Origin of the sequence: Clostridium sp. (assembly GCF_047718555.1) — a bacterium.
In the GTDB taxonomy this organism is placed as follows: Bacteria; Bacillota; Clostridia; order Clostridiales; family Clostridiaceae; genus Clostridium_I.
The window spans coordinates 1-24,065 of sequence record NZ_JBDNRK010000009.1 but is presented as its reverse complement, the minus strand read 5'-3'; the positions used below and the strand labels follow the sequence as shown (position 1 = coordinate 24,065).

Annotated in this window: 24 protein-coding genes, 1 pseudogene and 1 other annotated feature; of the genes and pseudogenes, 22 read left to right on the top strand and 3 right to left on the bottom strand. The window is 30.5% G+C overall.

Features of this window, described 5'->3' with window-relative positions:
- Positions 1-109: 109 nt before the first annotated feature.
- From ABF633_RS05555 to ABF633_RS05465, 19 genes and pseudogenes are all read left to right on the top strand, one after another.
- Complete coding sequence (locus tag ABF633_RS05555) at positions 110-1,159, top strand: phosphate/phosphite/phosphonate ABC transporter substrate-binding protein (protein WP_415522655.1); 1,050 nt, start codon at positions 110-112, stop codon at positions 1,157-1,159.
- A gap of 48 nt (positions 1,160-1,207) precedes the next feature.
- Positions 1,208-1,972 (top strand): phosphonate ABC transporter ATP-binding protein, encoded by a 765-nt coding sequence (gene phnC, locus ABF633_RS05550; RefSeq protein ID WP_415522654.1) that lies wholly within the window; start codon positions 1,208-1,210, stop codon positions 1,970-1,972.
- A 58-nt stretch (positions 1,973-2,030) separates the two neighbouring features.
- Positions 2,031-2,816 carry a PhnE/PtxC family ABC transporter permease gene (locus ABF633_RS05545; protein WP_415522653.1) on the top strand — a complete coding sequence of 262 codons (786 nt, stop codon included), beginning with the start codon at positions 2,031-2,033 and terminating at the stop codon, positions 2,814-2,816.
- Positions 2,816-3,682: a PhnE/PtxC family ABC transporter permease gene (locus ABF633_RS05540; RefSeq protein WP_415522652.1), complete on the top strand. Its 867-nt coding sequence runs from the start codon at positions 2,816-2,818 to the stop codon at positions 3,680-3,682. Before ABF633_RS05545 ends, ABF633_RS05540 begins: the two co-directional genes overlap by 1 nt.
- Before the next feature lie 437 nt (positions 3,683-4,119).
- Positions 4,120-5,493: a leucine-rich repeat domain-containing protein gene (locus ABF633_RS05535; RefSeq protein ID WP_415522651.1), complete on the top strand. Its 1,374-nt coding sequence runs from the start codon at positions 4,120-4,122 to the stop codon at positions 5,491-5,493.
- 227 nt (positions 5,494-5,720) lie between these two features.
- Positions 5,721-6,569 carry a putative beta-lysine N-acetyltransferase gene (ablB, locus tag ABF633_RS05530; protein ID WP_415522650.1) on the top strand — a complete coding sequence of 283 codons (849 nt, stop codon included), beginning with the start codon at positions 5,721-5,723 and terminating at the stop codon, positions 6,567-6,569.
- Positions 6,570-7,031: 462 nt separating this feature from the next.
- Entirely contained in the window at positions 7,032-7,754 is a 723-nt protein-coding gene (locus tag ABF633_RS05525) for an EcsC family protein (RefSeq protein ID WP_415522649.1), read from the top strand.
- A 263-nt stretch (positions 7,755-8,017) separates the two neighbouring features.
- Complete coding sequence (locus ABF633_RS05520) at positions 8,018-9,274, top strand: radical SAM protein (RefSeq protein WP_415522648.1); 1,257 nt, start codon at positions 8,018-8,020, stop codon at positions 9,272-9,274.
- Positions 9,275-9,584: 310 nt separating this feature from the next.
- Positions 9,585-10,568, top strand: coding sequence for a D-isomer specific 2-hydroxyacid dehydrogenase family protein (locus tag ABF633_RS05515; protein WP_415522647.1), 984 nt, complete (start codon positions 9,585-9,587; stop codon positions 10,566-10,568).
- A gap of 112 nt (positions 10,569-10,680) precedes the next feature.
- Positions 10,681-11,670, top strand: coding sequence for a hypothetical protein (locus ABF633_RS05510; protein WP_415522646.1), 990 nt, complete (start codon positions 10,681-10,683; stop codon positions 11,668-11,670).
- The gene (locus tag ABF633_RS05505; RefSeq protein ID WP_415522645.1) at positions 11,667-12,470 is read left to right on the top strand and encodes a protein-glutamine gamma-glutamyltransferase; all 804 of its coding nucleotides are present in this window, start codon (positions 11,667-11,669) and stop codon (positions 12,468-12,470) included. The genes ABF633_RS05510 and ABF633_RS05505 overlap by 4 nt, the downstream gene beginning before the upstream one ends.
- 411 nt (positions 12,471-12,881) lie before the next feature.
- A complete protein-coding gene (locus ABF633_RS05500; RefSeq protein WP_415522644.1) occupies positions 12,882-13,127 on the top strand; it encodes a hypothetical protein in 246 nt (81 codons plus the stop codon).
- 271 nt (positions 13,128-13,398) lie between these two features.
- Positions 13,399-14,280, top strand: a complete 882-nt coding sequence (locus ABF633_RS05495; RefSeq protein ID WP_415522643.1) for a LysR family transcriptional regulator — start codon at positions 13,399-13,401, stop codon at positions 14,278-14,280.
- Between the two features lie 32 nt (positions 14,281-14,312).
- Entirely contained in the window at positions 14,313-14,651 is a 339-nt protein-coding gene (locus ABF633_RS05490; RefSeq protein ID WP_415522642.1) for an arsenate reductase family protein, read from the top strand.
- Between the two features lie 9 nt (positions 14,652-14,660).
- Complete coding sequence (gene cutA / locus ABF633_RS05485; RefSeq protein ID WP_415522641.1) at positions 14,661-14,987, top strand: divalent cation tolerance protein CutA; 327 nt, start codon at positions 14,661-14,663, stop codon at positions 14,985-14,987.
- Positions 14,988-15,155: pseudogene (locus ABF633_RS05480) on the top strand (TerC family protein); the annotation flags it as partial.
- Positions 15,156-15,684: 529 nt separating this feature from the next.
- Positions 15,685-16,563 carry an acetylglutamate kinase gene (argB, locus tag ABF633_RS05475; protein WP_415522640.1) on the top strand — a complete coding sequence of 293 codons (879 nt, stop codon included), beginning with the start codon at positions 15,685-15,687 and terminating at the stop codon, positions 16,561-16,563.
- A gap of 217 nt (positions 16,564-16,780) precedes the next feature.
- The gene (locus ABF633_RS05470) at positions 16,781-17,005 is read left to right on the top strand and encodes a hypothetical protein (protein WP_415522639.1); all 225 of its coding nucleotides are present in this window, start codon (positions 16,781-16,783) and stop codon (positions 17,003-17,005) included.
- Positions 17,006-17,041: 36 nt separating this feature from the next.
- Positions 17,042-17,674 carry a DUF3793 family protein gene (locus ABF633_RS05465; protein ID WP_415522638.1) on the top strand — a complete coding sequence of 211 codons (633 nt, stop codon included), beginning with the start codon at positions 17,042-17,044 and terminating at the stop codon, positions 17,672-17,674.
- Between the two features lie 79 nt (positions 17,675-17,753).
- On the opposite strand, the gene ABF633_RS05460 is transcribed toward ABF633_RS05465, so the two are convergent.
- The 3 genes from ABF633_RS05460 to ABF633_RS05450 all read right to left on the bottom strand — a co-directional run bounded on the left by ABF633_RS05460 (position 17,754) and on the right by ABF633_RS05450 (position 19,991).
- On the bottom strand, positions 17,754-17,921 hold the full coding sequence (locus tag ABF633_RS05460; RefSeq protein ID WP_415522637.1) for a FeoB-associated Cys-rich membrane protein: 168 nt from the start codon (positions 17,919-17,921) through the stop codon (positions 17,754-17,756).
- Positions 17,922-18,004: 83 nt separating this feature from the next.
- Positions 18,005-19,765 carry a ferrous iron transport protein B gene (feoB, locus tag ABF633_RS05455; protein ID WP_415522636.1) on the bottom strand — a complete coding sequence of 587 codons (1,761 nt, stop codon included), beginning with the start codon at positions 19,763-19,765 and terminating at the stop codon, positions 18,005-18,007.
- A 1-nt stretch (position 19,766) separates the two neighbouring features.
- Positions 19,767-19,991 (bottom strand): FeoA family protein, encoded by a 225-nt coding sequence (locus tag ABF633_RS05450; protein WP_415522635.1) that lies wholly within the window; start codon positions 19,989-19,991, stop codon positions 19,767-19,769.
- A gap of 182 nt (positions 19,992-20,173) precedes the next feature.
- Positions 20,174-20,384: a binding site (T-box leader), on the top strand.
- An 84-nt stretch (positions 20,385-20,468) separates the two neighbouring features.
- Here ABF633_RS05450 and proS point away from each other — a divergent pair.
- The 3 genes from proS to ABF633_RS05435 all read left to right on the top strand — a co-directional run bounded on the left by proS (position 20,469) and on the right by ABF633_RS05435 (position 23,919).
- The gene (gene proS / locus ABF633_RS05445) at positions 20,469-21,911 is read left to right on the top strand and encodes a proline--tRNA ligase (protein WP_415522634.1); all 1,443 of its coding nucleotides are present in this window, start codon (positions 20,469-20,471) and stop codon (positions 21,909-21,911) included.
- A 205-nt stretch (positions 21,912-22,116) separates the two neighbouring features.
- A complete protein-coding gene (locus ABF633_RS05440) occupies positions 22,117-22,758 on the top strand; it encodes a lactate utilization protein (RefSeq protein ID WP_415522633.1) in 642 nt (213 codons plus the stop codon).
- A gap of 3 nt (positions 22,759-22,761) precedes the next feature.
- Complete coding sequence (locus ABF633_RS05435; RefSeq protein WP_415522632.1) at positions 22,762-23,919, top strand: DUF116 domain-containing protein; 1,158 nt, start codon at positions 22,762-22,764, stop codon at positions 23,917-23,919.
- Positions 23,920-24,065: the final 146 nt, after the last annotated feature.

Sequence of the window (24,065 nt, the reverse complement as noted above, 5' to 3'; positions counted from 1 at the left end):
CTGTATCATCTATCTTGACAATAAATGTATAGCATTGAAAAAAACGAACTAATAACCTGTCTTAATCTAAAATAACAAAAATTTTTTCAAATTTGAAAGGGGTAAATTAATGAAAAAACTTCTATTAGTTATTACAAATCTTATTATTGCAGTTGCAGTATTAGCAGGATGTTCAGGGTCAGGTGCTTCAAATCAATCTGGGGATAATGTAAAGCCATATGACACTATCACTATAGTATGGTATCCAAACGAATCCGCAGCCGACTACAAGGATGCTCGTGATGAAATAGGTAAAATTATTGCAGATGCTACTGGTAAAAAAGTTGAACAACAAACTACAACAGATTATTCAATTGCCATAGAAGCTATAGCTAGTGGTAAAGGACAAATAGCCTTCATGGGTGGACAAGGTTATGTAGAAGCCCACACTAAAAATGCTAAAATATTACCATTAGTTGTAAATTCTGGTGCATCAGGTACTTTAGATGATGCTATATATTATAGCTGGCTGTCAGTTAATAAGGGCGATGAAAGCCAATACCAAAAGGATGGTAAGTATACTCTAGATAATATTCAGGGAAAGAAAATGTCTTATGTATCCAATAGTTCAACTTCAGGTTTTAAAGTACCTACTACAAATATAGTAAGTTATTTTTCAAAGACTGATAAATGGAAGAATATAAAGGTTGATGATTTGTCAGAAGGTGGAAGTAATAAGTTCTTTAAAGAAGTATTATTTGGTCAGTCACACCAGGGCTCAGCAGCAAATCTTTTAAATAAAAAAGCAGATGTAGCTGCTTTCTGTGATACAGCATTAGCACCATATGTTGATGTTGAAACTGGAAAAGCTAATACTGTAGGTGCAGTTTACAAGGTAAAGGCTGATGCTGCTGATCCATTTACTAATTTAAGAGGTAAGGAATATGTAATTATTAGTTCTACACCAGTATTAAATGGACCATTTGCTGTAAATACAGGAGCACTTAATAAGGAAGATATTGATAAGATACAAACTGCTTTAACTTCAGATACTACAACAAATGATTCTAAAATATACTATAAAAAAGGTTCAAAAGGACTAGTTGAAAAGACTAAAAATGAACATTTTTTAAAGGTTGATGATTCTTGGTACAATCCAATAAGAGAACTTTCAAAATAGTTTGTACTTATAATAAATAACTAAAAACTTAAGGAAGGGAAGTTAGCTATGAATATCTTAGAAGTAACTGGTTTGTCCAAAGAATACAAGGGCGGTACCAAAGCACTGACAGATGTTAACTTCTCTGTAAAGGAAGGAGAGTTTGTTTCCATTATAGGTCCATCAGGAGCTGGGAAATCTACTCTCCTTCGATGTATCAATAAAATGATTGATGCAACAGAGGGGGAAATTAAGTTTGATGGTGTTAGTGTAAAAAGTTTAAATAAGAAAGAACTAAGAAAGCATAGGACAAAAATAGGAATGATATTTCAGCACTATAATCTTGTTAATAGATTAAGTGTAGTTGAAAATATTCTTCATGGTAGATTAGGCTACAAGTCAACCATATCCGGAGTACTTGGAATATACAATGAAGAAGAGAAAAAACAGGCCTTTCAAATAATAAATAAATTGGGCCTCAATGAACAAGCTTATAAAAGATGTGATGAATTAAGTGGTGGTCAAAAACAGAGGGTAGGAGTTGCAAGAGCGTTAATTCAAAATCCTAAAGCACTTCTTTGTGATGAACCTATTTCTTCACTAGATCCTAATTCCGCTAGAATAATTATGGATCATTTAAAAGGAATAAATAAAGAGATGGGCATAACTTGTATATTCAATTTACATCAGGTTGATGTAGCTGTGAAATATTCTGACAAAATTATAGGAGTAAATGGTGGCAGAGTAATATTTGATGGTAAACCAGAGGAGCTTACAAAGGACAAGATACATGAGATATATGGTTCTGAAGTGGGCGAATTAATCACTGATTAAGGCATTTGAAAATAAAATTGACTAAATTATTTTTTGAAGATGCATAAGGAGGTTAAGCATGGAGATTGATATATTTAGAAAGCGTAGAGGGCAGTTTACAGCAGCTTTGATAGTTATAGTTATTGTGACTTTTATTGCTATGACTATAACACGTTATGATCCAATATTGGGTTTTACATCTATTCCAAATGCAATCATTTGGGCGGCTTCTAATTTTTATCCCAATGAAAAATCATTATCTAAATTACCAACTATAATAGCAAAGATGAAAGAAACAGTTTTTCTATCTATAGCAGCTACAACTACTGCCGGTATACTTGCATTGTTGTTTAGTTTGCTTGGATCTAAGACTACAAAAATAAATAATTTTATAGGTACTATTACGAGAATAATAGCTTCTGCTTTTAGAAATATCCCAGATACTGTTTGGGCAATGGTGCTGCTGCTTTCCTTTGGGCAAAATGCATTAACGGGATATTTTGCATTATTTTTTGCAACCTTTGGAATTTTGACAAGAGCCTTTATTGAGACCATAGATGAGGTCAGCAGTGATTCTGTAGATGCTCTGGAGTCAACAGGAGCAACTTATTTTCAAATAGTATCACAGGGAATTATCCCATCCAGCATACCTCAAATAGTAAGCTGGATACTGTTTATGATCGAAACAAATATAAGAAGTTCAACTCTCATAGGATTACTTACTGGTACGGGAATTGGATATACTTTCAGCATGTACTATAAGAGTATGGATTATAATTCTGCAAGTCTTGCAGTGGTATTTATAATACTATCGGTAATAATAATTGAACTTATATCAAATTATGTTAGAAGGGTGATTTTATAATGGAAATATCAAATTCACCAAAAATCAATACTACCACTGACTTAGAAAAACATATTAACAGAACAAAAACTGGAAAAATTGAAATTAAGTCTTCAGGACATTCTCAAAAGGTAATAAATGCAACCTTAATTGCTTTAGCTATACTGACAATATATGGATTTGTAACTTTTGATTACAAAGATTTAAACTTTGGCAGTGCCGTAGTGCAAACTTTGCAGAATGTAAAAGTTATGTTTTTGCAGCCTAAACTTACTCATTTTACATTGATTCAGGGCCTTAAGGATGTGGTTATAACTCTGGCACTTGCATTTTTAACTACGTTATTCGGAGGTGTTCTGGCACTTTTTTTTGGACTATTTGCAGCAAGAAATTTATCAAATGCCTATGTATCAAATATTATAAGAACTTTTGTTGCATTCATTAGAGCTATACCTTCAGTTTTATGGGTACTAATATTTGCTGTAGCAGCAGGCCTTGGAAGCGTTGCTGCAGTTATAGGCTTAACCTTCCATTCAGTTGCGTATTTAGTGAAGGCCTATTCTGAATCCTATGAGGAAATTGATGAAGGTGTTATAGAGGCACTAAAGGCAAGTGGCGCAAATTGGTGGCAGATTGTTTTTCAGGCAATTTTTCCTTCAACGGTTACCTACCTTATTGCCTGGACATTTATGAGATTTGAAATCAATTTTACTAATGCTGTAGCTATGGGAGCAGCCGCTGGAGCCGGTGGTATAGGATATGAACTGTTTATGGCAGGAGCCTTTTATTATAACATAAGAGAAGTTGGGGTTATCTCATATTTAATTATAGCTTTCGCTATCGTTTTGGAATTCCTTTCAAATAGATTAAAAAATAGACAGTTCTAATTTTAAGAAGTTTAATAAAAAATAATTATTTTTAGAAGCAATATATTTAAGCTTATGAATTATGATTTTTATAAGTTTAGATATATTGCTATTTTATTGCTAAGAATTTAAATATTGTTTTCTTAAAAATATTTGTAAATTCACAATATATATTGACAGTAAAAAGTATAAACAATATAATTATATTTAACATATATGTTTACTTTGGTTTCGCATTATATAGAGTTTAATATAGCTATGAATGTGTATATAATTAAGATAACACTTTATCAATACAATATCTGTAATTTATTGCATTATAAATATTTTTAAATTTGGCGGTAGAATTGGTTATAACAAATCCAATATACGGCGTTTTTTTATATGTATTAATCTTTAGCAATAGATTCTAATTTCATGGGAAATGAGAATAATAAAATTTATGGGAGGGTTTAAAAGTGAGTAGTATTAAAAAGAAAATCGGTTTAATTGTTATTGTTTTAATTATTATTAGTATTTATCCTATTTATAAAACGGTTTTGGGTAGTAAGAATTCAACTTCGGCAACAAATGGAAAGTATGTCAAGGTTTCAGCAGTAGATTTTGATAAAACTGTATATAATCTGGCTGTAGGAAATACATATACTTTAAATGAGGTTATATCACCTAATAATGCAACAAATAAGTCAGTCACCTGGTCATCATCGGATAAAAATATAGTAAAAGTAGAGGATGGGGTAATCACTGGAGTAGGCGTTGGAACTGCAAAGATTACAGCAACTTCTGTAGATGGAGGAAAGACATCTACTTCTACTGTAACTGTATCCAATCGTGATGCTAATGACAGCATAATTACATTTAAAGATAAAAATTTAGAAAGTAATATAAGGTATAGTATTCATAAACCAACAGGTGATCTATATAAAAGTGACGTTAAAAATATTACAACATTAGCAGCAAGTGGACAAGATATAAGTGATATAAGTGGAATAGAAAATCTAGTTAATCTACAAACACTTAATCTGGGAAATAATCAAATAAACAATATTACTCCACTAAAAGGATTAACTAACTTACAAACACTTTATTTAGATCACAATAATATAAGTGATATAAGTTCGTTGGAATCACTGAGTAAATTGCAGATACTTGGGTTAAAAAGCAACCAAATAATTGATATAAATGCACTAAAATCATTAACTAATCTTCAGACTCTTGCTTTAAATTTTAATAAGGTCAGTGATATAGGGGCACTAAGTGGGTTAACTAATCTATATAGTGTTGATTTACAATCCAATAAAATAAGTGATATAAGTCCACTAAAAAAATCAACTAATTTACATTATTTATACGCAGAATCTAATGAAATAAGTGATGTAAGTACATTAAAGGAACTTACTAATTTGCAGAATCTCAGTCTTCAATCTAATAAGATAAGTGATATCAGTAGTGTAAGTGGATTAAGTAAATTAAATAATCTTGTTCTGGCAGATAATCAGATAAGTGATATAAGCTCACTAAGTAATTTGAATAACCTGCAATTTGATCTTCAGCTGCAATCCAATAAAATAAGTGATATAAGTCCATTAAAAGGATTAACTAGATTGCAGAATATCACTTTAAGTTCCAATAAAATAAGTAATTTGAGTGCCTTAACAGAATTAACTGATTTACAGCTTCTTGAATTAAAAAACAATCAAATAAGTGATATAGGTCCATTGAAAAAAATGTCTCGTCTACAGTATCTTTTCTTACAAGGTAATAAAATTAGTGCTGAAGATCAGAAAGCATTAAAGAAAGCTTTACTTCAGCTTAAAAATATTTATTTTTAAGAATGGAATTTTCAGTAAATCGTAAAAAATCTTCAGTAGTAAAGTTATTTACTGCTGAGGATTTTTATTTTTGCATTTCACAAAACCATAATGCTATCCACAAATATAGAGCTGATAAAAGTAACCGCAATTATTTAGGATCATGATAGAATCCTATTAATAAAAAGAATAAATATAGTAAAAAATACAAATATTTAATATATATTAAAGTAAATAGGGGTGATCAAATGCTTTTAGAAATACCTAAGATTGAAAACATTCAGTTTCATGGAGGAACTGCAAAGATTAAATTTGATGAGTTTAATAAAAAAATTAAAATTGTAAGTTTTGAAGGAGAGGTTAGAAGTTTAGTTGATAGATTGATGAATCTATCAAACAAGAATAAAGTAGGGAAAATTTTTTATGTTTCATCTAAAGATAAAATTGAGGAGTTTAAAGCTGAAGGATTTATCATGGAAGCAAAGGTTTATAATTTTTTAAATGGGAAACCTGGTTATTTTTTATCTAAGTTCATTACAGTCGAGCGAAAGATGAGTATGGTTATTCCAGAAGAGGAAGAGGTTTTGATCAAATCAAGGGAGTATGCAGATGAAAATTACAAATATGATAAATATAATCAATATTTCATCAGAAATGCATGTAAAGAAGATGCAAAGCAATTGGCAGAACTCTATGATAGTGTTTTTGAAACCTACCCATCACCCATGAATAATCCAGACTATATTAAATTTGTAATGGATCATGATGTGTTTTTTAAAATAGCAGTTTATGAAAATAAAATTATTAGTGCAGCATCTGCTGATATGGATCCTACTAACCTAAATGTTGAAATGACTGATTGTGCAACTGATAGATCCCATAGAGGTAAGGGGCTGGTAGGACGATTGATTTTTGAACTTGAGAAAGAGTTAAAGAATAAACAGTATAAAGTACTTTATAGTATGGCAAGATCTATTTCTACAGGTATGAATATTGTCTTTTCTAAACATGATTATGAGTATAGCGGAAGGTTAGTAAATCATTGTCACATATGCGGAAAGTTTGAAGACATGAATATTTGGGTTAAGATATTATAGCAGGCCAAGAGATTAAGGGGATTTTTTATGAGGTTCTTAAATAACATAAAATCAGAGAAACTGGGAGTAGTTCCTCTGATTCTTTTCAATTAATAAAATATTTTCAAAAGCCTGTTTACAAGTATTTTTTTTATATAACGTGAATAGGCTAACTTAAGTGAGATGTTGATAGATAATTAAATATATGATAAACTTGCAACAAAATATCCACTAAAAGTATCAATGAATCTTACTCAGTGGGAGTTTGTATTCCAACTGAGTTTAGATGAATTATCCAGGGACGTGCCGGTGTTATCTCCACCTTTAGAAAAGCAGAGAACCAAAATCTTAGATTTTGTGTGAATCGCTTTCGCTGTGTGCGGTGGAGTGTTACAGCGGCTAGTCATCGGATAAAAAGTGGGGTTAAAGGTGAAATTAATATAAATTAATTTACTAAAAAAATTTAACATTGAGGTGTTATCTATGGGTACATATGAGGATAATGCTGCCAAAGAATTAATGAATTGGCAGAAAGAGATGATGAAAAAGTCTGGTTTTATAGAAAATTTAACTAAGAACACCCAAAGTAAGATAAATAATATCATTCCTGAGAAGGTTCATATTGTAATAACAGAAGCAATAAAGAATATGGTAAAGGCAGTGATTCTTGGTTCGGAGTATACTACCTCTTTACCAGTGAGAGATAGGCTTCTTGAAGATAGAGAAAATATGGTTCGAGAGAAAATTAATTTTTATAAAAAAGCAGCGGCTGTTAGCGGCGCAGGTACTGGAGGCGGAGGTTTTCTGATAAGCCTTGCAGATTTTCCAATACTTTTAAGTTTTAAAATGAAGTTTTTGTTTCAATGTGCAAGTTTATATGGATTTGATGTAAAAGATTATAGAGAGAGATTATATATACTCTATGTGTTTCAACTCGCTTTTTCCAGTCAAGAAAAGAGGAATGAAACCTTTAAGATTGTTAAGGATTGGAGTAATTATTCAAAGACACTGCCTATGGATAAAGAAGCTTTTAATTGGAGAGAGTTTCAACAAGAATATAGAGATTACATGGATATTGCCAAGCTGCTTCAGATGGTTCCTGGCATCGGGGCTGTGGTGGGGGCATATGCAAATTATAAGCTTATGGATCAGCTTGGAAAAACTTCAATGAATGGATACAGATTAAGAATTTTTAAATTTAATTGATAATTAACTTCTGTGTTAGAATAAGAAAAAATACAGGGTGCTTTCTAGGTAATATTTTATAGTTACTTTACATTGTTTTATCTAAAACTTAACATAAATCTGCGTTAAAAAATCACTCTTATAGCATAGTATTATATTAGAGATATTCTATAAAAATAAATTGGAAAATAGCTAATATTGAACGGGTTTTATATATTAGATTTTTTCAGATTTAGAATCTAGTTTTTCTATTATTTAATAGATGCAGAAAGCAGGTAGAGTGAATGGGGAGTATAGCTAATATAGATAACGCATTTTCATTAATTAAGGGGAGAATTCCCGGACAGGTGATAATTCAATACACAGATAGCTGTAATGGAAAATGTCCACAATGTGGAATGAGAGTCACAGAGCAGTTTAAACGTTCAAAATTTTCCGAAGAAGAGGTGAAAAAAATAATAGATTCTGCTTCAAAGCAAGGAGTTCAAGCCTTGTCCTTTACTGGGGGAGAGCCTTTTTTATATGAGAAAGAAATATTAAATTTAATAAAATATGCAGGTGATTGTAATATAGAATACATAAGAACTGGAACTAATGGATTTATATTTAGGGATTCTGACAGTTTAGATTTTCAGGATAAAATTAAAAGATTGGCAGAAAGCCTTTCTAAGACTAAGCTTCGAAATTTTTGGATAAGCATAGATTCTGCAGAGCCTGAAACCCATGAAAGAATGCGAGGGCTTACGGGAGTAATTAAAGGTATAGAAAAGGCACTGCCGATTTTTCATGAGTTTGGTATATATCCTGCTGCAAATCTTGGTATAAATCGTAACACTGGAGGAATTGGTAAGATTCCAAGCAAGATGAGTGATAAGAACGAATTTTATACTGATTTTAGAAATGCTTTTAAAGAGTTTTATCATTTTGTAATAAATCTTGGATTTACAATGGTAAATGCATGTTATCCTATGAGTGTGGATAATGACTCAGAAACAGATTTACAGGCAACTTATGGTGCTACATCTACAGATAATATTATAGCTTTTTCAAAGGAAGAAAAAATACAGGTATTCAAAGCATTACTTGATACTATTCCAGAATTTAGATCTAAAATCAGATTATTTACTCCTTTGGTCTCATTATATTCACTTATAAAGCAATATGAAGGTAATGGTGAACATTGTTTACCATGTAGAGGTGGAATAGATTTCTTTTTTGTTAGTGCAAAAGATGGTAATACCTATCCTTGTGGGTATAGAGGTACGGATAATATGGGTAAATTCTATAATCTTAATGTTAAATCAATAAAGGAAAAGCCATTTTGTAAAAAATGTGATTGGGAATGTTTTAGGGATCCGTCTGAACTAATAGGATACTTAATAAATTCTATTAACAATCCTTTGAAATTTGTAATTAAAAATGAAAAGGATAAAAGGTATAGAGAATTGTGGAAAAAAGATATAAATTATTATAGAGCTTGTGATTTTTTTGATGGGAGGAAAGCTCCTCAGCAAGAAAAACTAAAAAAATTTCAGGTGTAAGCATAAATTAACTCATATTAGTGCCTAAAATAGCAGAAAGTCAGCATTGCTGGCTTTCTTTACGTATGTAAAAATAATTATTTTACAAACAAAGACAATTTATTATAGTATATAGAGTATAATTATAAATATAAAAATATATAGGAACTTATCAATGAATCTTACTCAGTGGGAGTTTGTATTCCCACTGAGTTTAGATGAATTATCCAGGGACGTGCCAGTGTTATCTCCACCTTTAGAAGGTGGAGTGTTACAGTGGCTAGTCATCGGATAAATAGTTTAAAATATTGCAATAAAGGAGTTAATGATAATGAAAATTTTAGCATATAGTCATAGACCGGACGAAACTGAATATTTTAAAGAATTCAGTAAAAAGTATAACGTGGAGGTTGTGCTATGTGAAGAAGCACCAACTATGGAAAATGCAGATCTGGCCAAGGGATTTGACTGCATTAGTATTATAACAACTATAATTCCAGCTGAATTGGTAGAAAAATTTTATAAAATTGGTGTGAAATTTATATCCACCAGAACCATAGGGTATGATCATATAGATCTTAAAAAGGCAAAGGAATTAGGAGTTCATATAGGGAATGTAACCTATTCACCAAACAGCGTGGCAAATTATACCGTTATGATGATTCTTATGGCAATAAGAAAAATAAAACTTATAATGGAAGGCAGTAATGTACAGGATTATTCTTTAAAAGGTGTTCAAGGAAAAGAATTGCAAAACTTAACGGTAGGAGTTATTGGTACAGGAAGAATTGGGCAGACGGTGATTAGACATCTAAGCGGGTTTGATTGCAAAGTATTAGCTTATGACCTGTATGAAAATGAAAAAATAAAGCAATATGTTAACTATGTAGCCTTACAAGAGATTTTTGAGAATAGTGATATTATTACTATGCATGTACCTGCAACAGAAGATAATTATCATCTGATTAATAATAAATCTATATCAAATATGAAAAATGGTGTGTTTATCATTAATACAGCTCGTGGATCTCTTATTAATACTGGTGATTTAATTGAAGCTATTGAACAGAAAAAAATCGGTGGTGCAGCTTTAGACGTTATTGAACAGGAATCAAGTATCTATTATAATGACTTAAAAGGTGAAGTGTTAAACAACAGAGAATTGGCAATTCTAAAATCTTATCCTAATATAATTGTAACACCACACACAGCGTTTTATACTGATCAAGCTGTAAGTGACATGGTAGAACATTCCATTTTAAGCTGTGTTTTGTTCATGGAAGGTAAAGAAAATCCATGGGAAGTTGTGCAATAAAATGTTTTATGGAATTAGGTTGAAATAAAAAAATAAAATAAAAATAGTATAAATTACATTTATAAAAATAAATATGTATGGATAGGAATATTAAAGGAGATATGATATATCCATGCAAGATTTAAATGCAGATTCCATAAGCTTTTTGGATAAAGTTAGAAGTGACAAGGGAATAGATGATCTGAAAGATTTTTTTGATCAACTGACTAAAAAGGATATGAGAGAAGCTACAAATTTTATTAATGACAAAAATTTGCAGTTTCCTACCTTATTTGTTCTTAGAGATGATATTGAGAAAAACAATTTGGTAAATAGTCTTACTGAGAAGAATAAAATAACTCTATTAATAGTAAAGGAAATATTAACAGATAAAAAAGATAATCTGGCATCAGAGCATCTATCCTTTGACTACGTACAAATGATTCACCTTGTTTTAAAGTGGATATTGGAAACAGGTTCTAAAAGTGATGGTATGAATGATGACTATGACAGAGTACTGGATATTACATCCATACTTTTGACAAAAATGTATAAAGACAAAACTATGCTTAATATTATAGCAAATATGATTTTTGAAAGATATAAAAAAGGATTATTGGTACATGATTTAGTATGGGCCTTTTTTCAAGTAGGAGATCCTCAGACCTTAATGATCCTTGGTGAAAGACTATTGTCTTCTGTGGAAGCGGATGTTAAAATAGCAACCAGGCTGTTGAATTTCATACCAGAAATAGGCACTAACATTAGTAAGGAAAGAAAATATACGACTTTTCTAAATTGGATGAAAGAAAACAGTACGTTTTTAGAATACACGGGAGAAAGTTTTCAGCAGACAACAAATCCTAGACCTTACAAGGTGGTTTTAGAGGGAAAGTATTTGTGTAAAAATATATGTTGTGAAACTGGGAAAGCCTTAAGCATTCCATCTAGAGAGGAAAATCAGCTATTAAATGAGTTTAGAAAATTGGATCATGACACAAAGATATTGCTATCAAATTTTTCATTGAGAATACATCATAAAAATATATATTTATGGGATGTATGGCTCCACTATTCTTTAGAGAATCAGATAAAGATTGCTAAGATAGGAGGAGTACAATGATTAAGATTTCAGGTGATAATTTCAACATAAATACAATAATAGATCAATATAAAAATAACAGTACTGAAAGATATGTCCTAGAAAAGCTTTCTTCAAGTAATGAGGTTTATAATTATGGTTCAGTAGATGAATTAAAATTTGAACTTACCTTAAGAAGAAATATTGTAAATGCAGCTATAGATCTAGATAAAAGTAATTTTGATTTTGCCGTTTTCCGTAAATCAAAATGTAATCCAGATTACTGGGAAAGGACACCACAAGGCGGTTTTTTATTGAAGAATGGAGTGAATGCCTCCAGTGCTATAAATGATATTTATAAGAATAGCCATAAGTACGCCACAGAATGTGCTACAGCCATGGTTATAGTGTATTATAAAGCTGTTCTTGATTCCTTTGGGGCAAGACTTTTTGATGCTACCTTTTCAAATATATATTTAATGAACTGGCATTATATGGATAGAAATCTTGGATTGGATATCAGTGATGATATAGCAGATTTTTTGCCAGGAGACTGCAGATATTTTAAAAATCCACAGGTAAATCCTTTGACTCCAGAGTGGCAGGGGGAGAATGTAATTGACCTTGGAAATGGTAAGTATTATGGACATGGAATAGGCATAAGGACTGCAGATGGAATAATTAAAGCTTTAAATGAGGAAAGATTCATGGGAGCAAGACAGTCAGCTTATTTGCTGAATTCTGCTACACGACCTGACTTTAAACATTTGGCATATATTTATCTTAAGTCCTCTTCTAGGTCATTGGAATCAGCGAGAAGAAGAGAACATAGACATCATTAGAAATATGAAAATATCCTAGAGTATTTAAATTTTATCCGATGACTACCATCCGTAATACTCTCATCGCACACAGCGAAAGCGATTCACACAAAATCCAAGATTTTGGTTCTCTGCTTTTCTATCAAAGTGGGAGATAACGGCTGCTACGTCCCTGGATAACGATTTACCCTAAAGGACAACGATTTCTAAGTATCGAAAATACCGATACTAAGAACTCTGTTAGTAAGTTTCAGGTGGAGAAAAAAACTCCACCTGAAACAAAGAACTCTGTTTATAAGACTTGTAAGCCAAAGTCAGGAAACAACGTAAGGGAAATATCTTGTATCATACTTAAATTAGAAAAGTATGGGTGACATATTGATAGTTTTCAGAATAATATATTATGAAAGTATGATATGGAAGGAACTATAAATGATATATTTTAGCTATCCATCTGAGGACAGTTATTTACTTAACTCACAGTACATTTGTTCTGAAGATTATAGTCGTAATTGGAACGGAAATAATGGTTCACAGGATGGTGTTCAATTACAGCAGCAAAATCTTATGCCAGATAAGTTTAGTATAGATTATCCTGTTATTCCAAATGCTAATAACAAAGGAAATATAGCTAAGATTAATAATGGCATTTTGGATGAGGTAAATGGACTATTTTAAGCCCTATAGCAAGATTTTTGAATGAGGCCTGAGGAAAAATAAATACAATTTATATTAATGTAGCATCAATTCTTCCTAAAAATTAACTTTAATTTTATATTTATTAGATTTTATAACCCTAAAGTACTATCAAAGTTATTTAGCTTAAATAGCTTGGTAGTACTTTTAATATTTTAATATAAAATTATAGTTTTTTATTGCTATTATAAATTTTATTGTTATATAATTAATTTGTATATTAACTAAAATTATTATAACTAGGAGTTATTTTATGAATATGGATTTAGAACTTTATAGAATTTTTTATACGGTAGCCTGCTGTAAAAATATTTCTCAAGCTGCTGATATATTGTATATAAGCCAGCCAGCTGTAAGCAAATCTATAAAAAAGCTTGAAAGTGCTGCTGGAATCACATTATTTTCTAGAAATTCAAGAGGAGTAAAGCTTACAGAAGAGGGAAACATATTTTTTACATATATAGAGAGGGCAATGCAGGAAATTAATACAGGAGAAAAGATATTATCAAAGTTAAAAAAAAGAGAACAGGGGATTATTAAATTGGGAGTAAGCACTACTCTCTGCCAATACTTTCTTATCCCTAGACTTAAACAATTTATAAGTAAATATCCGGATATACAAATTAAAATTATTAATAAAACAACCTTTGATACTTTAAAACTTGTAGATGAAGGAGAAATTGATTTTGGAATTATAAGTTATCCTTTTGATTGCAGCAACTATAATTTTATAGAGCTGGATACTATACAGGATGTTTTTGTAGCTGGAAAGGATTATATTAAGGAGGAAGAAGTCACTAGTTTGAATAAAGTTATTGAAAAATATAATCTTATGCTGCTTGAACCTGGTAATATAACTCGTAAATATATAGATAAATATTTTTGCGACAATAACATAGTTGTAAAACCTGAAATAGAAATAAGCAGCATGGACTTTCTAATTGAATTTGCTAAAATTGGTTTGGGAATCACTGTGGTAATAAAAAATTTTATTGAGGAAGAACTTCGATCTGGACAATTGGTGGAAATTCCTATTAAACCAGCTATACCTGAAAGAACTATAGGTGTTGTTTCTCATAAAAAACTACCCTTGTCTATTGCTGCAAGAACCTTTGTGGATTTCTGTTTAAAATAGATTTTAACTAATTTTTATTCGGAGGATTATTAATGAATATTCAAATTTTCGGTGTAAAAAAATGCTTTGATACTAAGAAGGCTGAAAGGTACTTTAAAGAAAGAAAAATAAAGTATCAGTTTATAGATTTAAATGAAAAAGCTTTAAGTAAAAGGGAATTACAAAGTGTAAGGGCTTCTGTGGATATTAATGAATTGATTAATATAAAGGCTAAAGAATACAAAAGTCTAAATGTAGAGCAGATAAGAAATAATAATGTAAAAGAGGAGATTCTTCTTAATAATCCTAAATTATATAAAACTCCAATAGTACGTAATGGAAAACAAGCTACAGTGGGTTATGTACCGGGAGTATGGAGAACTTGGGAATAGGAGAGTAATATGGATTTTAAATTTTTTAAAGTAGAGACCTTTATACCAAAAGAATATGTGGAGAAGTTAAGAGAAAGCTTGAATAATATAGGTGCACTAGCTATAGGTGGTAATTATGACAATTGTATGGCCGTATCTAAAGTTACAGGTTATTGGCGGCCTTTAAAGGGGGCTAATCCATTTAACGGTGAAGAAGGAAAGTTATCAAAGGCGGAAGAGTGTAAAATTGAATTTTCTTGTAAGAGTGAATTTTTAAAAGAAGCTGTAGAAGTAATAAAGAGGGTGCATCCTTATGAAGTACCAGTTATAAATGTAGTTCCAAATTTTCTAGAATAAATGGATAATTTATTCTTATTAATAATTTTTGCTAGTTTTGGAGTTAAAGTTGAATATCAAAGACGTATATTAAACTATGGAATATTTGGTGCAATTATATTAAGATTAATATTTATTATATTAGGGGTGGCTATAGTAGATAAGTTTTACTGGATATTTGTATTGTACTTATTATAGTACATCAATCTGATTGTCAATTCATCAATATAGTTATATTATTTTAGTTTTTAGCTGAGTAATATATAAATGCATATATTTTATTTATAGTATTAATTTGATATAATTAATACAAAATGTATTTTTATTAGTATTTTAGTATAATTATGTATTTAACTTTATGCTATCAAAAATGCAATAGATCATTATAAATAATTAATTTATAATTTTCATAGTATTATTTTAATAATAAAATTATATATTTTAAAATTACCATTTTCATAAATGTCTATTAAGTTTATAATATATAGTTGTTGCAATTAAAAATTCAAATTAATATTAGTGAAGTAAGTCTATATAATAAAGAATATAATAATTTATTCAATGGATAACAGCTGCAGCATGGCCTCTTTCAAAGGGATTCATAACAGCGATACATCCATGGATAATTAATCTAAGCTTAGTGTGTGCATGCTCTCACTAAGAAAGATTTATTGATAGTATTATTTGACATAACATAGGAAGTACAGGGGGGTTTTAAGTGTTTAGCGGAAATAACAATATTAATATTCACAAAGCTGATATTTTAAGTCAAGCATTACCATATATCCAAAAGTATAGTGGAAAGACTGTAGTAATAAAATATGGTGGAAATGCAATGATAAATGAAAATTTGAAAAATACAGTTATTAGAGATATAGTTCTTTTAAACTGTGTAGGAATTAAAGTAGTAGTTGTCCATGGTGGTGGGCCTAAAATTAATGAGTATTTGGGAAAAATAGGTAAAAAAAGTGAATTTGTAAATGGACTTAGAGTTACGGATAGTGAAACTATGGAAGTAGTACAGATGGTACTTGGAGGAAAGGTAAATAAAGATATAGTATCATTAATTGATAAAAATGGTGGTAAAGCAGTGGGATTGTGTGGAATGGATGCTAATCTTTTAAAAGCAAAAAAAGTAGAACTAAAAAATGGAATTGATATTGGATATGTAGGAGAAATAGTTGATGTAAATGATTCTATTATACAGCATTGCTTAAATGGAGGCTATATACCAGTTATTTCTACAGTGGCTTTGGGTCAGGAAGATGGAAAACCTTATAATGTAAATGCAGATTTAGCTGCTGCAAAGATAAGTACTAAGTTGAAAGCAGAAAAATTTATTTTAATTACTGATGTGCCGGGAGTACTAATGAACCCAAAGGATGAAGATACACTTATTTCAGAATTAAAGGTTGAAGATATACCTCAATTAATTAATGATAAAATTATTTCTGGTGGAATGATTCCTAAAATTGATTGTTGTGTAGAAGCAGTTAAAGGTGGAGTTAAAAGAACCCATATAATAGATGGCAGAGTACCTCATTCACTTCTGTTAGAGATATTTTCTCATGAGGGTATAGGAACCATGATATCTTAAATATAATAGAAAATAATAAGTAAATATTTTTACTTGTTTCATAGCAGCTGATTATTGGTTGAAAATAAAAAAGTATCAAAAACATCTTATTCAAATTTGAATAGGATGTTTTTTTATTGTTGTAATATTTTGAAAATATATTCAATATAATGAATAAAATAGAATTGTAGAGATACAAAGTAAGGAAAAAGGAGCAGAAGTTGTTGAAGAGGCAGAAATGGAACCTTTTATTGAATCAGTATCTTCAATTGTTTCTGGTAAAAAAGTAGCTCTATTTGGCTCTTATGGATGGGGAGACGGAGAATGGATGAGAAATTGGACGGCTCAAATGGATGATTTTGGTGCTAACTTAGTAAATGATGGATTAATTATACAGGAAGCGACAGAAGGAAGTTCGAAAGAAGATTGCAAAAATTTTGGTATAGAATTATTGAATAGTTAATATACTAACATAAATGATAATGGAGGCTATTAGAAGATGGAAAAAGTAATTGACAATTTTATTGATTATATTGATTATACTAATGAAAAAGAATATATGATGAACCTAATAACATATGCAATATCTCCAACAATAGCAGGGTACAAACCATCTTCTATAATTACTATATCAAATAATAATAGGGGCATGTTCAATTTATGGTGTAAATATGGTGGGGAATATTTAGAGAATATAAATTTAAGTGTATTTGAAATTATGAGAAAAGAGGATTTAATAATTTTATTATTCTATAACAATAAATTGTTATCAGAAACACTATCATGTGAAGATAATATGAATTTATTATTGAAATTTGGATATTCAAGTAGTATGTCCATAAACCAATGCTTAGAATTATTGAAATATAGATATAGAAATATAGTTTGTCCACATGAAATAGGGATTTTTTTAGGTATACCTGTAAAAGACGTTGAGGAATTTATAAACTGTAGTGGTAAACAGTGCGTGCTTTGTGGATATTGGAAGGTCTATCATGATAGAGAGAAAGCATTGGAAATTTTTGAGAATTATGATAGGACAAAAGATAATATGGTAAAGCTTTTGAAGAAAAAAGTTAAACCAATAGCAATGATTCAAATGTTATCTTCAAATTGTCAATATAAAAATTAAAGAGTTAGATGTACGAAGATAGTATAAAAAATAAACTTCAACAGTTTTAATATTGAAGTTTATTTTTATCTTAAATTATTCATTTTTTGATCTGCTTAGGTATATTGTGTTCAGGAGGACAACAGCTTTTATTACAGTTTCCACAACCACAGTCTCCACAAGATTTTTTCTTTATATTTTTAACGAATAAGAATAGGGCTCCACCTATTATAATAATGGCTATAATTATTTCTATTAAGTTTCCCATAAAATCACCTTCTTATTGTAATTATCCATGAAATTTATAATATTTAAATGAGGTAAACAGAGTTATAACTATATTATAGTATATTACATGAACAAACTACCTATTCTGTATATTATGAAAGATACAATCCAAGCTAGAGAAATTTGATATAATATTGAAAATATAGTCATTTTGCTCCCATACTCTTTTTTCATAGTTCCTAAAGCTGAAATACAAGGTGGATATAATAGTACAAAAACCAGAAATGCATAGGCAGTAACCGGAGTAAATAGTTTAGGAAGTAAGTCTGATAAATTTGCTCCATATAGCACTCCCATAGTACTTACTACTACTTCTTTTGCAGCTAGACCACTAATTAATGCAACTGAATTTTGCCAGTTTCCAAAGCCTAAAGGCTTAAATATAGGTGCTATTATATGACCTAAATCAGCAAGAAAGCTGTATTGTATATCTACTTTTCCTGCAAAACTGAAATTTGATAATAACCATATTATTACGGAAATTGAGAATATTATTGTTCCTGCTTTTTTTACAAAACCTTTGCCTTTTTCCCAGGTGTGAAGTAAAAGATTTTTTAATTCTGGAACTTTATATTCAGGAAGTTCTATTATTAAAGGCTCTTCATCCTTCTTAAATAAAGTACTTTTGAACAATATACCTATTAAAAATGCAATTATAATTCCAAGCAAATACAGTGAACCAATTACAAGTCCTTGATGTTTTGGGAAAAAAGCAGCTGTAAGCAATGCATAAATAGGCAATCTTGCATTACAGGACATAAGGGGGATTAGTAATGCAGTGAGTTTTCTATCTTTTTCACTCTCAAGAGTTCTTGCAGACATTATAGCTGGAACGCTGCATCCAAAACCAATAATTACAGGTATAAAAGCTTTACCTGATAGTCCCATCTTTCTCATTATGTTATCCATTAAAAAAGCAGTTCTTGCCATGTATCCGCTATCTTCCAAAATAGATACACAAAAGAACAATGTAAGTATTATTGGAAGAAATACTATAACGGAGCCAACCCCGCCTACTATTCCATCCACTATTAATGAACTAAACCAGGGACTGGAAGAAGCTAATGCAGAATGAAGCAGTGGAATTAAAGAATCATTTACTAAACTATCAAGCAAGTCCTGAAGTGGTTGTCCAACCCAAGAAAATGTAATCTTAAAAATTAAACATATAATTCCTATAAAAATTGGGTAAGCTAAAACCTTATTTAAAAATATACTATCTATTTTTTCCGTAGCAGACTTATTTGCTTGTGATGATTGCTTTGTACATTTACTTAGCACAGTTTCTATATAGTTATAGGTTTCTTTTTCAGAATTAAAATTATAATTATTTTCATCAATATTTGAAAAATCGCCGTTTTTTAATAAATCTATAACTTTATCTATATCTTTATGCTTTGAGGCAACTACAGGTACTACTGTTACATTAAGCTCTTTTGCTAATTTTTCATAGTCTATACAAAAGCCTTTTTTTTCAGCTACATCAATCATATTTAAAACTAATATTATGGGTTTTTTAAATTCCTTTAATTGCATTGTAAGATATAAATTTCTATCTAGATTAGAAGCATCTACTATATTTACAATTGCATCTACATTACCGTTTAATAAAAAGTTCTTTGAAACTTTTTCTTCATTAGAGTAGGTATCCATGGCGTATATACCAGGTAAATCAACTATCTTGATGGATTCGTTTAAAAATCCTTCCTTTTTTTCAACAGTTACGCCAGCCCAATTACCCACGTATTGGTTTGAACCAGTAAGAAAATTAAATAATGTAGTTTTACCTACATTAGGATTACCAACAAGTGCGGCAGTTAACATTTTAAGCCTCCCCTAAAAAGATGTTTTTTGCATCATTTTTTCTAATTGCTACATTGAAACCTCTAACATTTATTACAAGGGGATCACCAAAAGGAGCGGAGGTTTTCATTTTCACTTCAGTACCTTCAATAAAGCCTAAAGCAAATAATCTTTTTGCTAGTCTTTCATCTCCGGTTATACTTTTTATAATTCCTCTTTCACCAGGTTTTAAATCGAATAAACTCATATCAACAACTCCTCTAAATGAAAATCATTATCAATTATAAATACATATTATCATTATTTTAAATTGTTGTCAATGGTAAATGGGAATAAAAATCATTTAGAATAAATAAAGTTAATAATTCTCATATACTATTGACAATTCAAATTTTATATTCTATTATTTGAGTTAGTTTAATAATAAAATTAAAGACGAAGAAGAGGAATAGTAGAAATATAAGTTCTTTAAAAGAGAGGGAATGCTAGCTGAAAAATTCCTTAAAGAACCATTTTGAACCTGCCTTTGAGTTCTGCACTTGTAGGTTGCAGCGGGTAATTACCGTTAAAAATAAGAGTGAGTAGTTTTAATTAATTTATTAATTAGGGTGGTACCGCCGATATAGTCTCGGTCCCTTTTAGGGATTTGGGGCTTTTTTTATTTAGTTTAACAAATAGATACTAAAATATTATGAAATAGATTTAATTCAGGAGGAGAAAATTTATGTCAAAAAATAACAATAGTAAAAGAGTTGAACAAATTACTTCCATGGATGTGGATTTTGCACAGTGGTATACAGATATTGTTAAAAAAGCAGAACTTGCAGATTATTCCAGTGTTAGAGGCTGTGTTATTCTTAGACCATATGCTTACGCTATTTGGGAGAATATACAGAAATATTTAGATGGCAAGTTCAAAGAAAAAGGTCATGAGAATGTATATATGCCACTACTTATTCCAGAAAGTCTACTCCAAAAGGAAAAAGATCATGTAGAGGGCTTTGCACCAGAAGTAGCTTGGGTTACAAAGGGTGGAAATGATGAACTTACAGAAAAATTATGTGTACGTCCAACTTCAGAAACATTATTTTGTGAACACTATGCTAAAATAGTTCAGTCCTATAAGGACTTACCAAAATTATATAATCAGTGGTGTTCTGTTGTAAGATGGGAAAAGACTACAAGACCTTTTTTAAGAACATCTGAATTCCTATGGCAGGAAGGACATACAATACACACTACAAAGGAGGAAGCAGAAGCAGAGACTATACAAATGCTTAATATCTATGCAGAATTCTGTGAAAAAATGCTGGCTATACCAGTAGTTAAAGGTAGAAAAACAGAAAAGGAAAAATTTGCAGGAGCAGAGGCTACTTATACAATTGAGTCATTAATGCATGACGGTAAAGCACTTCAATCAGGGACATCACATTTCTTTGGTCAAAACTTTGCAAAGGCCTTTGGAATACAGTTTGCTGATAAAAGCGAAAAGTTAGAGTATGTAAATCAAACTTCATGGGGAATGAGTACACGTATAATTGGAGGAATTATTATGGTGCACGGTGATGATGAAGGCTTAAAGATGCCTCCAAGAATAGCACCAACTCAGGTAGTAATAATACCAGTAGCTCAGCATAAGGCTGGCGTTATTGAAAAGGCAACTGAATTAAAAGATAGAATATCTAAAGTAGCCAGAGTTAAAATGGATATTAGTGATAAGACACCAGGCTGGAAATTCAGCGAATATGAAATGAAGGGTATTCCAGTAAGACTGGAAGTTGGACCTAAGGATATAGAAAAGAATCAAGTAGTACTTGTAAGAAGAGATACTAAGGAAAAAATATTTGTACTAATGGATGAATTAGAAACAAAAATACCAGAACTTTTAGAGGATATACACAATTCTATGCTAGCAGCTGCGAGAAAAGCCAGAGAAGAGAAAACCAGCATAGCAGCTACTATGGAAGAATTCAATGATATAGTTGAAAATAAAACTGGTTTTGTTAAGGCTATGTGGTGTGGCGATAAGGAATGTGAAGATAAAATAAAAGAAGTTACAGGGGCAACTTCAAGATGTATACCTTTTGAGCAAGAAGAAATTTCAGATACTTGTGTATGCTGCGGTAAAAAGGCTAAGCACATGGTATATTGGGGAAGAGCATATTAATAATCTGATTTATTTAGCGAGACTTTAAAGTCTCGCTAAGTTTTTATTAAGTAAAATATTTTTTATTAAGCTTATGCTTATATAAAATATGATAAAATATAAAAAGGATATATGATTAAATTTAAGTAAAAATCTAGTATGTTAAGCAAAGTATAGAAGAAGGGGGAAAGTGCTGCCAAAATGAGGCTAGTACTTATGAAAGATTATGGATGAAATTAGTACATGGTTAATGGAACAGAAGATTAGCAGGGTTATTGAAAACTTAGAAAAAAATAATATGGAAGGTTATTATGCCAGAGACGAAAAGGAAGTACTGGATATAGTCAAGACGCTTGTAAATAAAGGTGAATCCGTTTCTGTGGGTGGTTCTATGACACTTTTTGAAACTGGAATTATTGATTATTTACGTAATGGTGATTTTAAATTTTTAGATAGATATGAGCCGGGCTTAACTCGCGAAGAGATTGTCGATATTTTTAAAAAAAGTTTTTTAACTGATACTTACTTTGTGAGTAGTAACGCTATAACGGAAAACGGTGAACTCTATAACGTAGATGGCAATGGAAATAGAGTTGCGGCAATGCTGTATGGCCCGGAAAAAGTTATTGTAATAGTGGGTAAAAATAAAATTGTGAAAAATGTTGATGAGGCAATTCAAAGGAATAGAGAATATGCGGCACCTGCAAATTCAAAGAGACTAGACAAAAAAACTCCCTGTGCAAGGGTTGGACACTGCATGGATTGTAAGAGTGAAGACAGAATTTGTAATGAATACACTCTTATAAGAAGACAGGGTACAAAAGGAAGAATAAAAGTAATAATTGTGGGAAAAGAATTAGGTTATTAGATTATGAGGAACATTGATATTGTTACTTATTCACTGCTTGGACAATATGCAGATTCCAATGAATATTATGTAGATGTGGCAGCTTTTACAAATGAAGTTATATTAAATGGAGAGCCAATTATGAATTCAGCTATACTGAATTTTAAAAATTACATTAAAGAAAATAATATAGAAAGTCTAAGGAGTAACGAAGAATATCTGTTGGAGCTTTTGACTTTAGCTATACTTTGGCAGCTATACAGTGATGATGCTTTTGAATTATCTGAATTACCTAAAAATATAATTAGGAAATTAGTAGAGATTAGAAAGCAAGGAGGAAATATTAAAGCTGGAGCAGATTTTATAAGAGGTATACTTTCTACTATTTTTTTATCTCCAAATAGTAACTATGAATCCACCATAAATTTATCTTCAAAAAATTTTAAAAAGTTTATAACCTGGTTATCAGCCTCTGGAGAGTTTGACGAAGAAGTAAAGAGATTTAATAACTGGGAAAAGTATTTCTCTACTTTGGCATTGAAAAAATTAGAAGAGATTTTTCTTGCAACTGCTGCTTATGCATTGTGGTTTAATGCAAGAAGCGAAGTTGTACTGGGAAAGTATACACGCAATGTAAACTTATTTCTTAAGAATGAATATCCTAAACATAAATTTAAGGAGGATATTATTCTATGTGGGAGACAAAGGGTAGAGTATCATTTAAATATGGTAGGAGCAGAAATAATGAACAGAGCTTTTAGAGACGATTTTTTCAAAACTAGAATAAAAAAGCTGCTTCTTCCCATATGTATGAGATATAATAATGAAAAAAATTGCAAAGCTAAACATACGGAAGAAGGTTATGTTTGTGGAAGCTGTACTGCTGAATGCAGAGTTAGTAAGCTCACTGAAATGGGTAAAAAGTACGGATTTGAGATCTTAATAATATCACATGGTTCTTCTGCTTTTAGAGAGGAAAAGGTTAAATATGGAGAAATTGGTATTGTTGGAGTTGCTTGTGTTCTTAATCTAATGAGTGGTGGCTGGAAAGCAAGGAATTTAAATTTAGTACCACAATGTGTAATTTTAGATTATTGTGGCTGCAAGAATCATTGGAGTAATGAGGGAATTGTAACAGATATCAACGTTAATCAATTAAAAGAAATATTAGATGTTAAGTAATAGCATTGAGAAACTTTAAAATAATTAGAATAGTCAATGGATTTCAATTAAAAAATTAAAAATCTATTGACTATTTTTATACTACCTAGATTTATAATTATTTTAAGATGTTAATATTAAATATCATAAAATAACAATAATTTTAC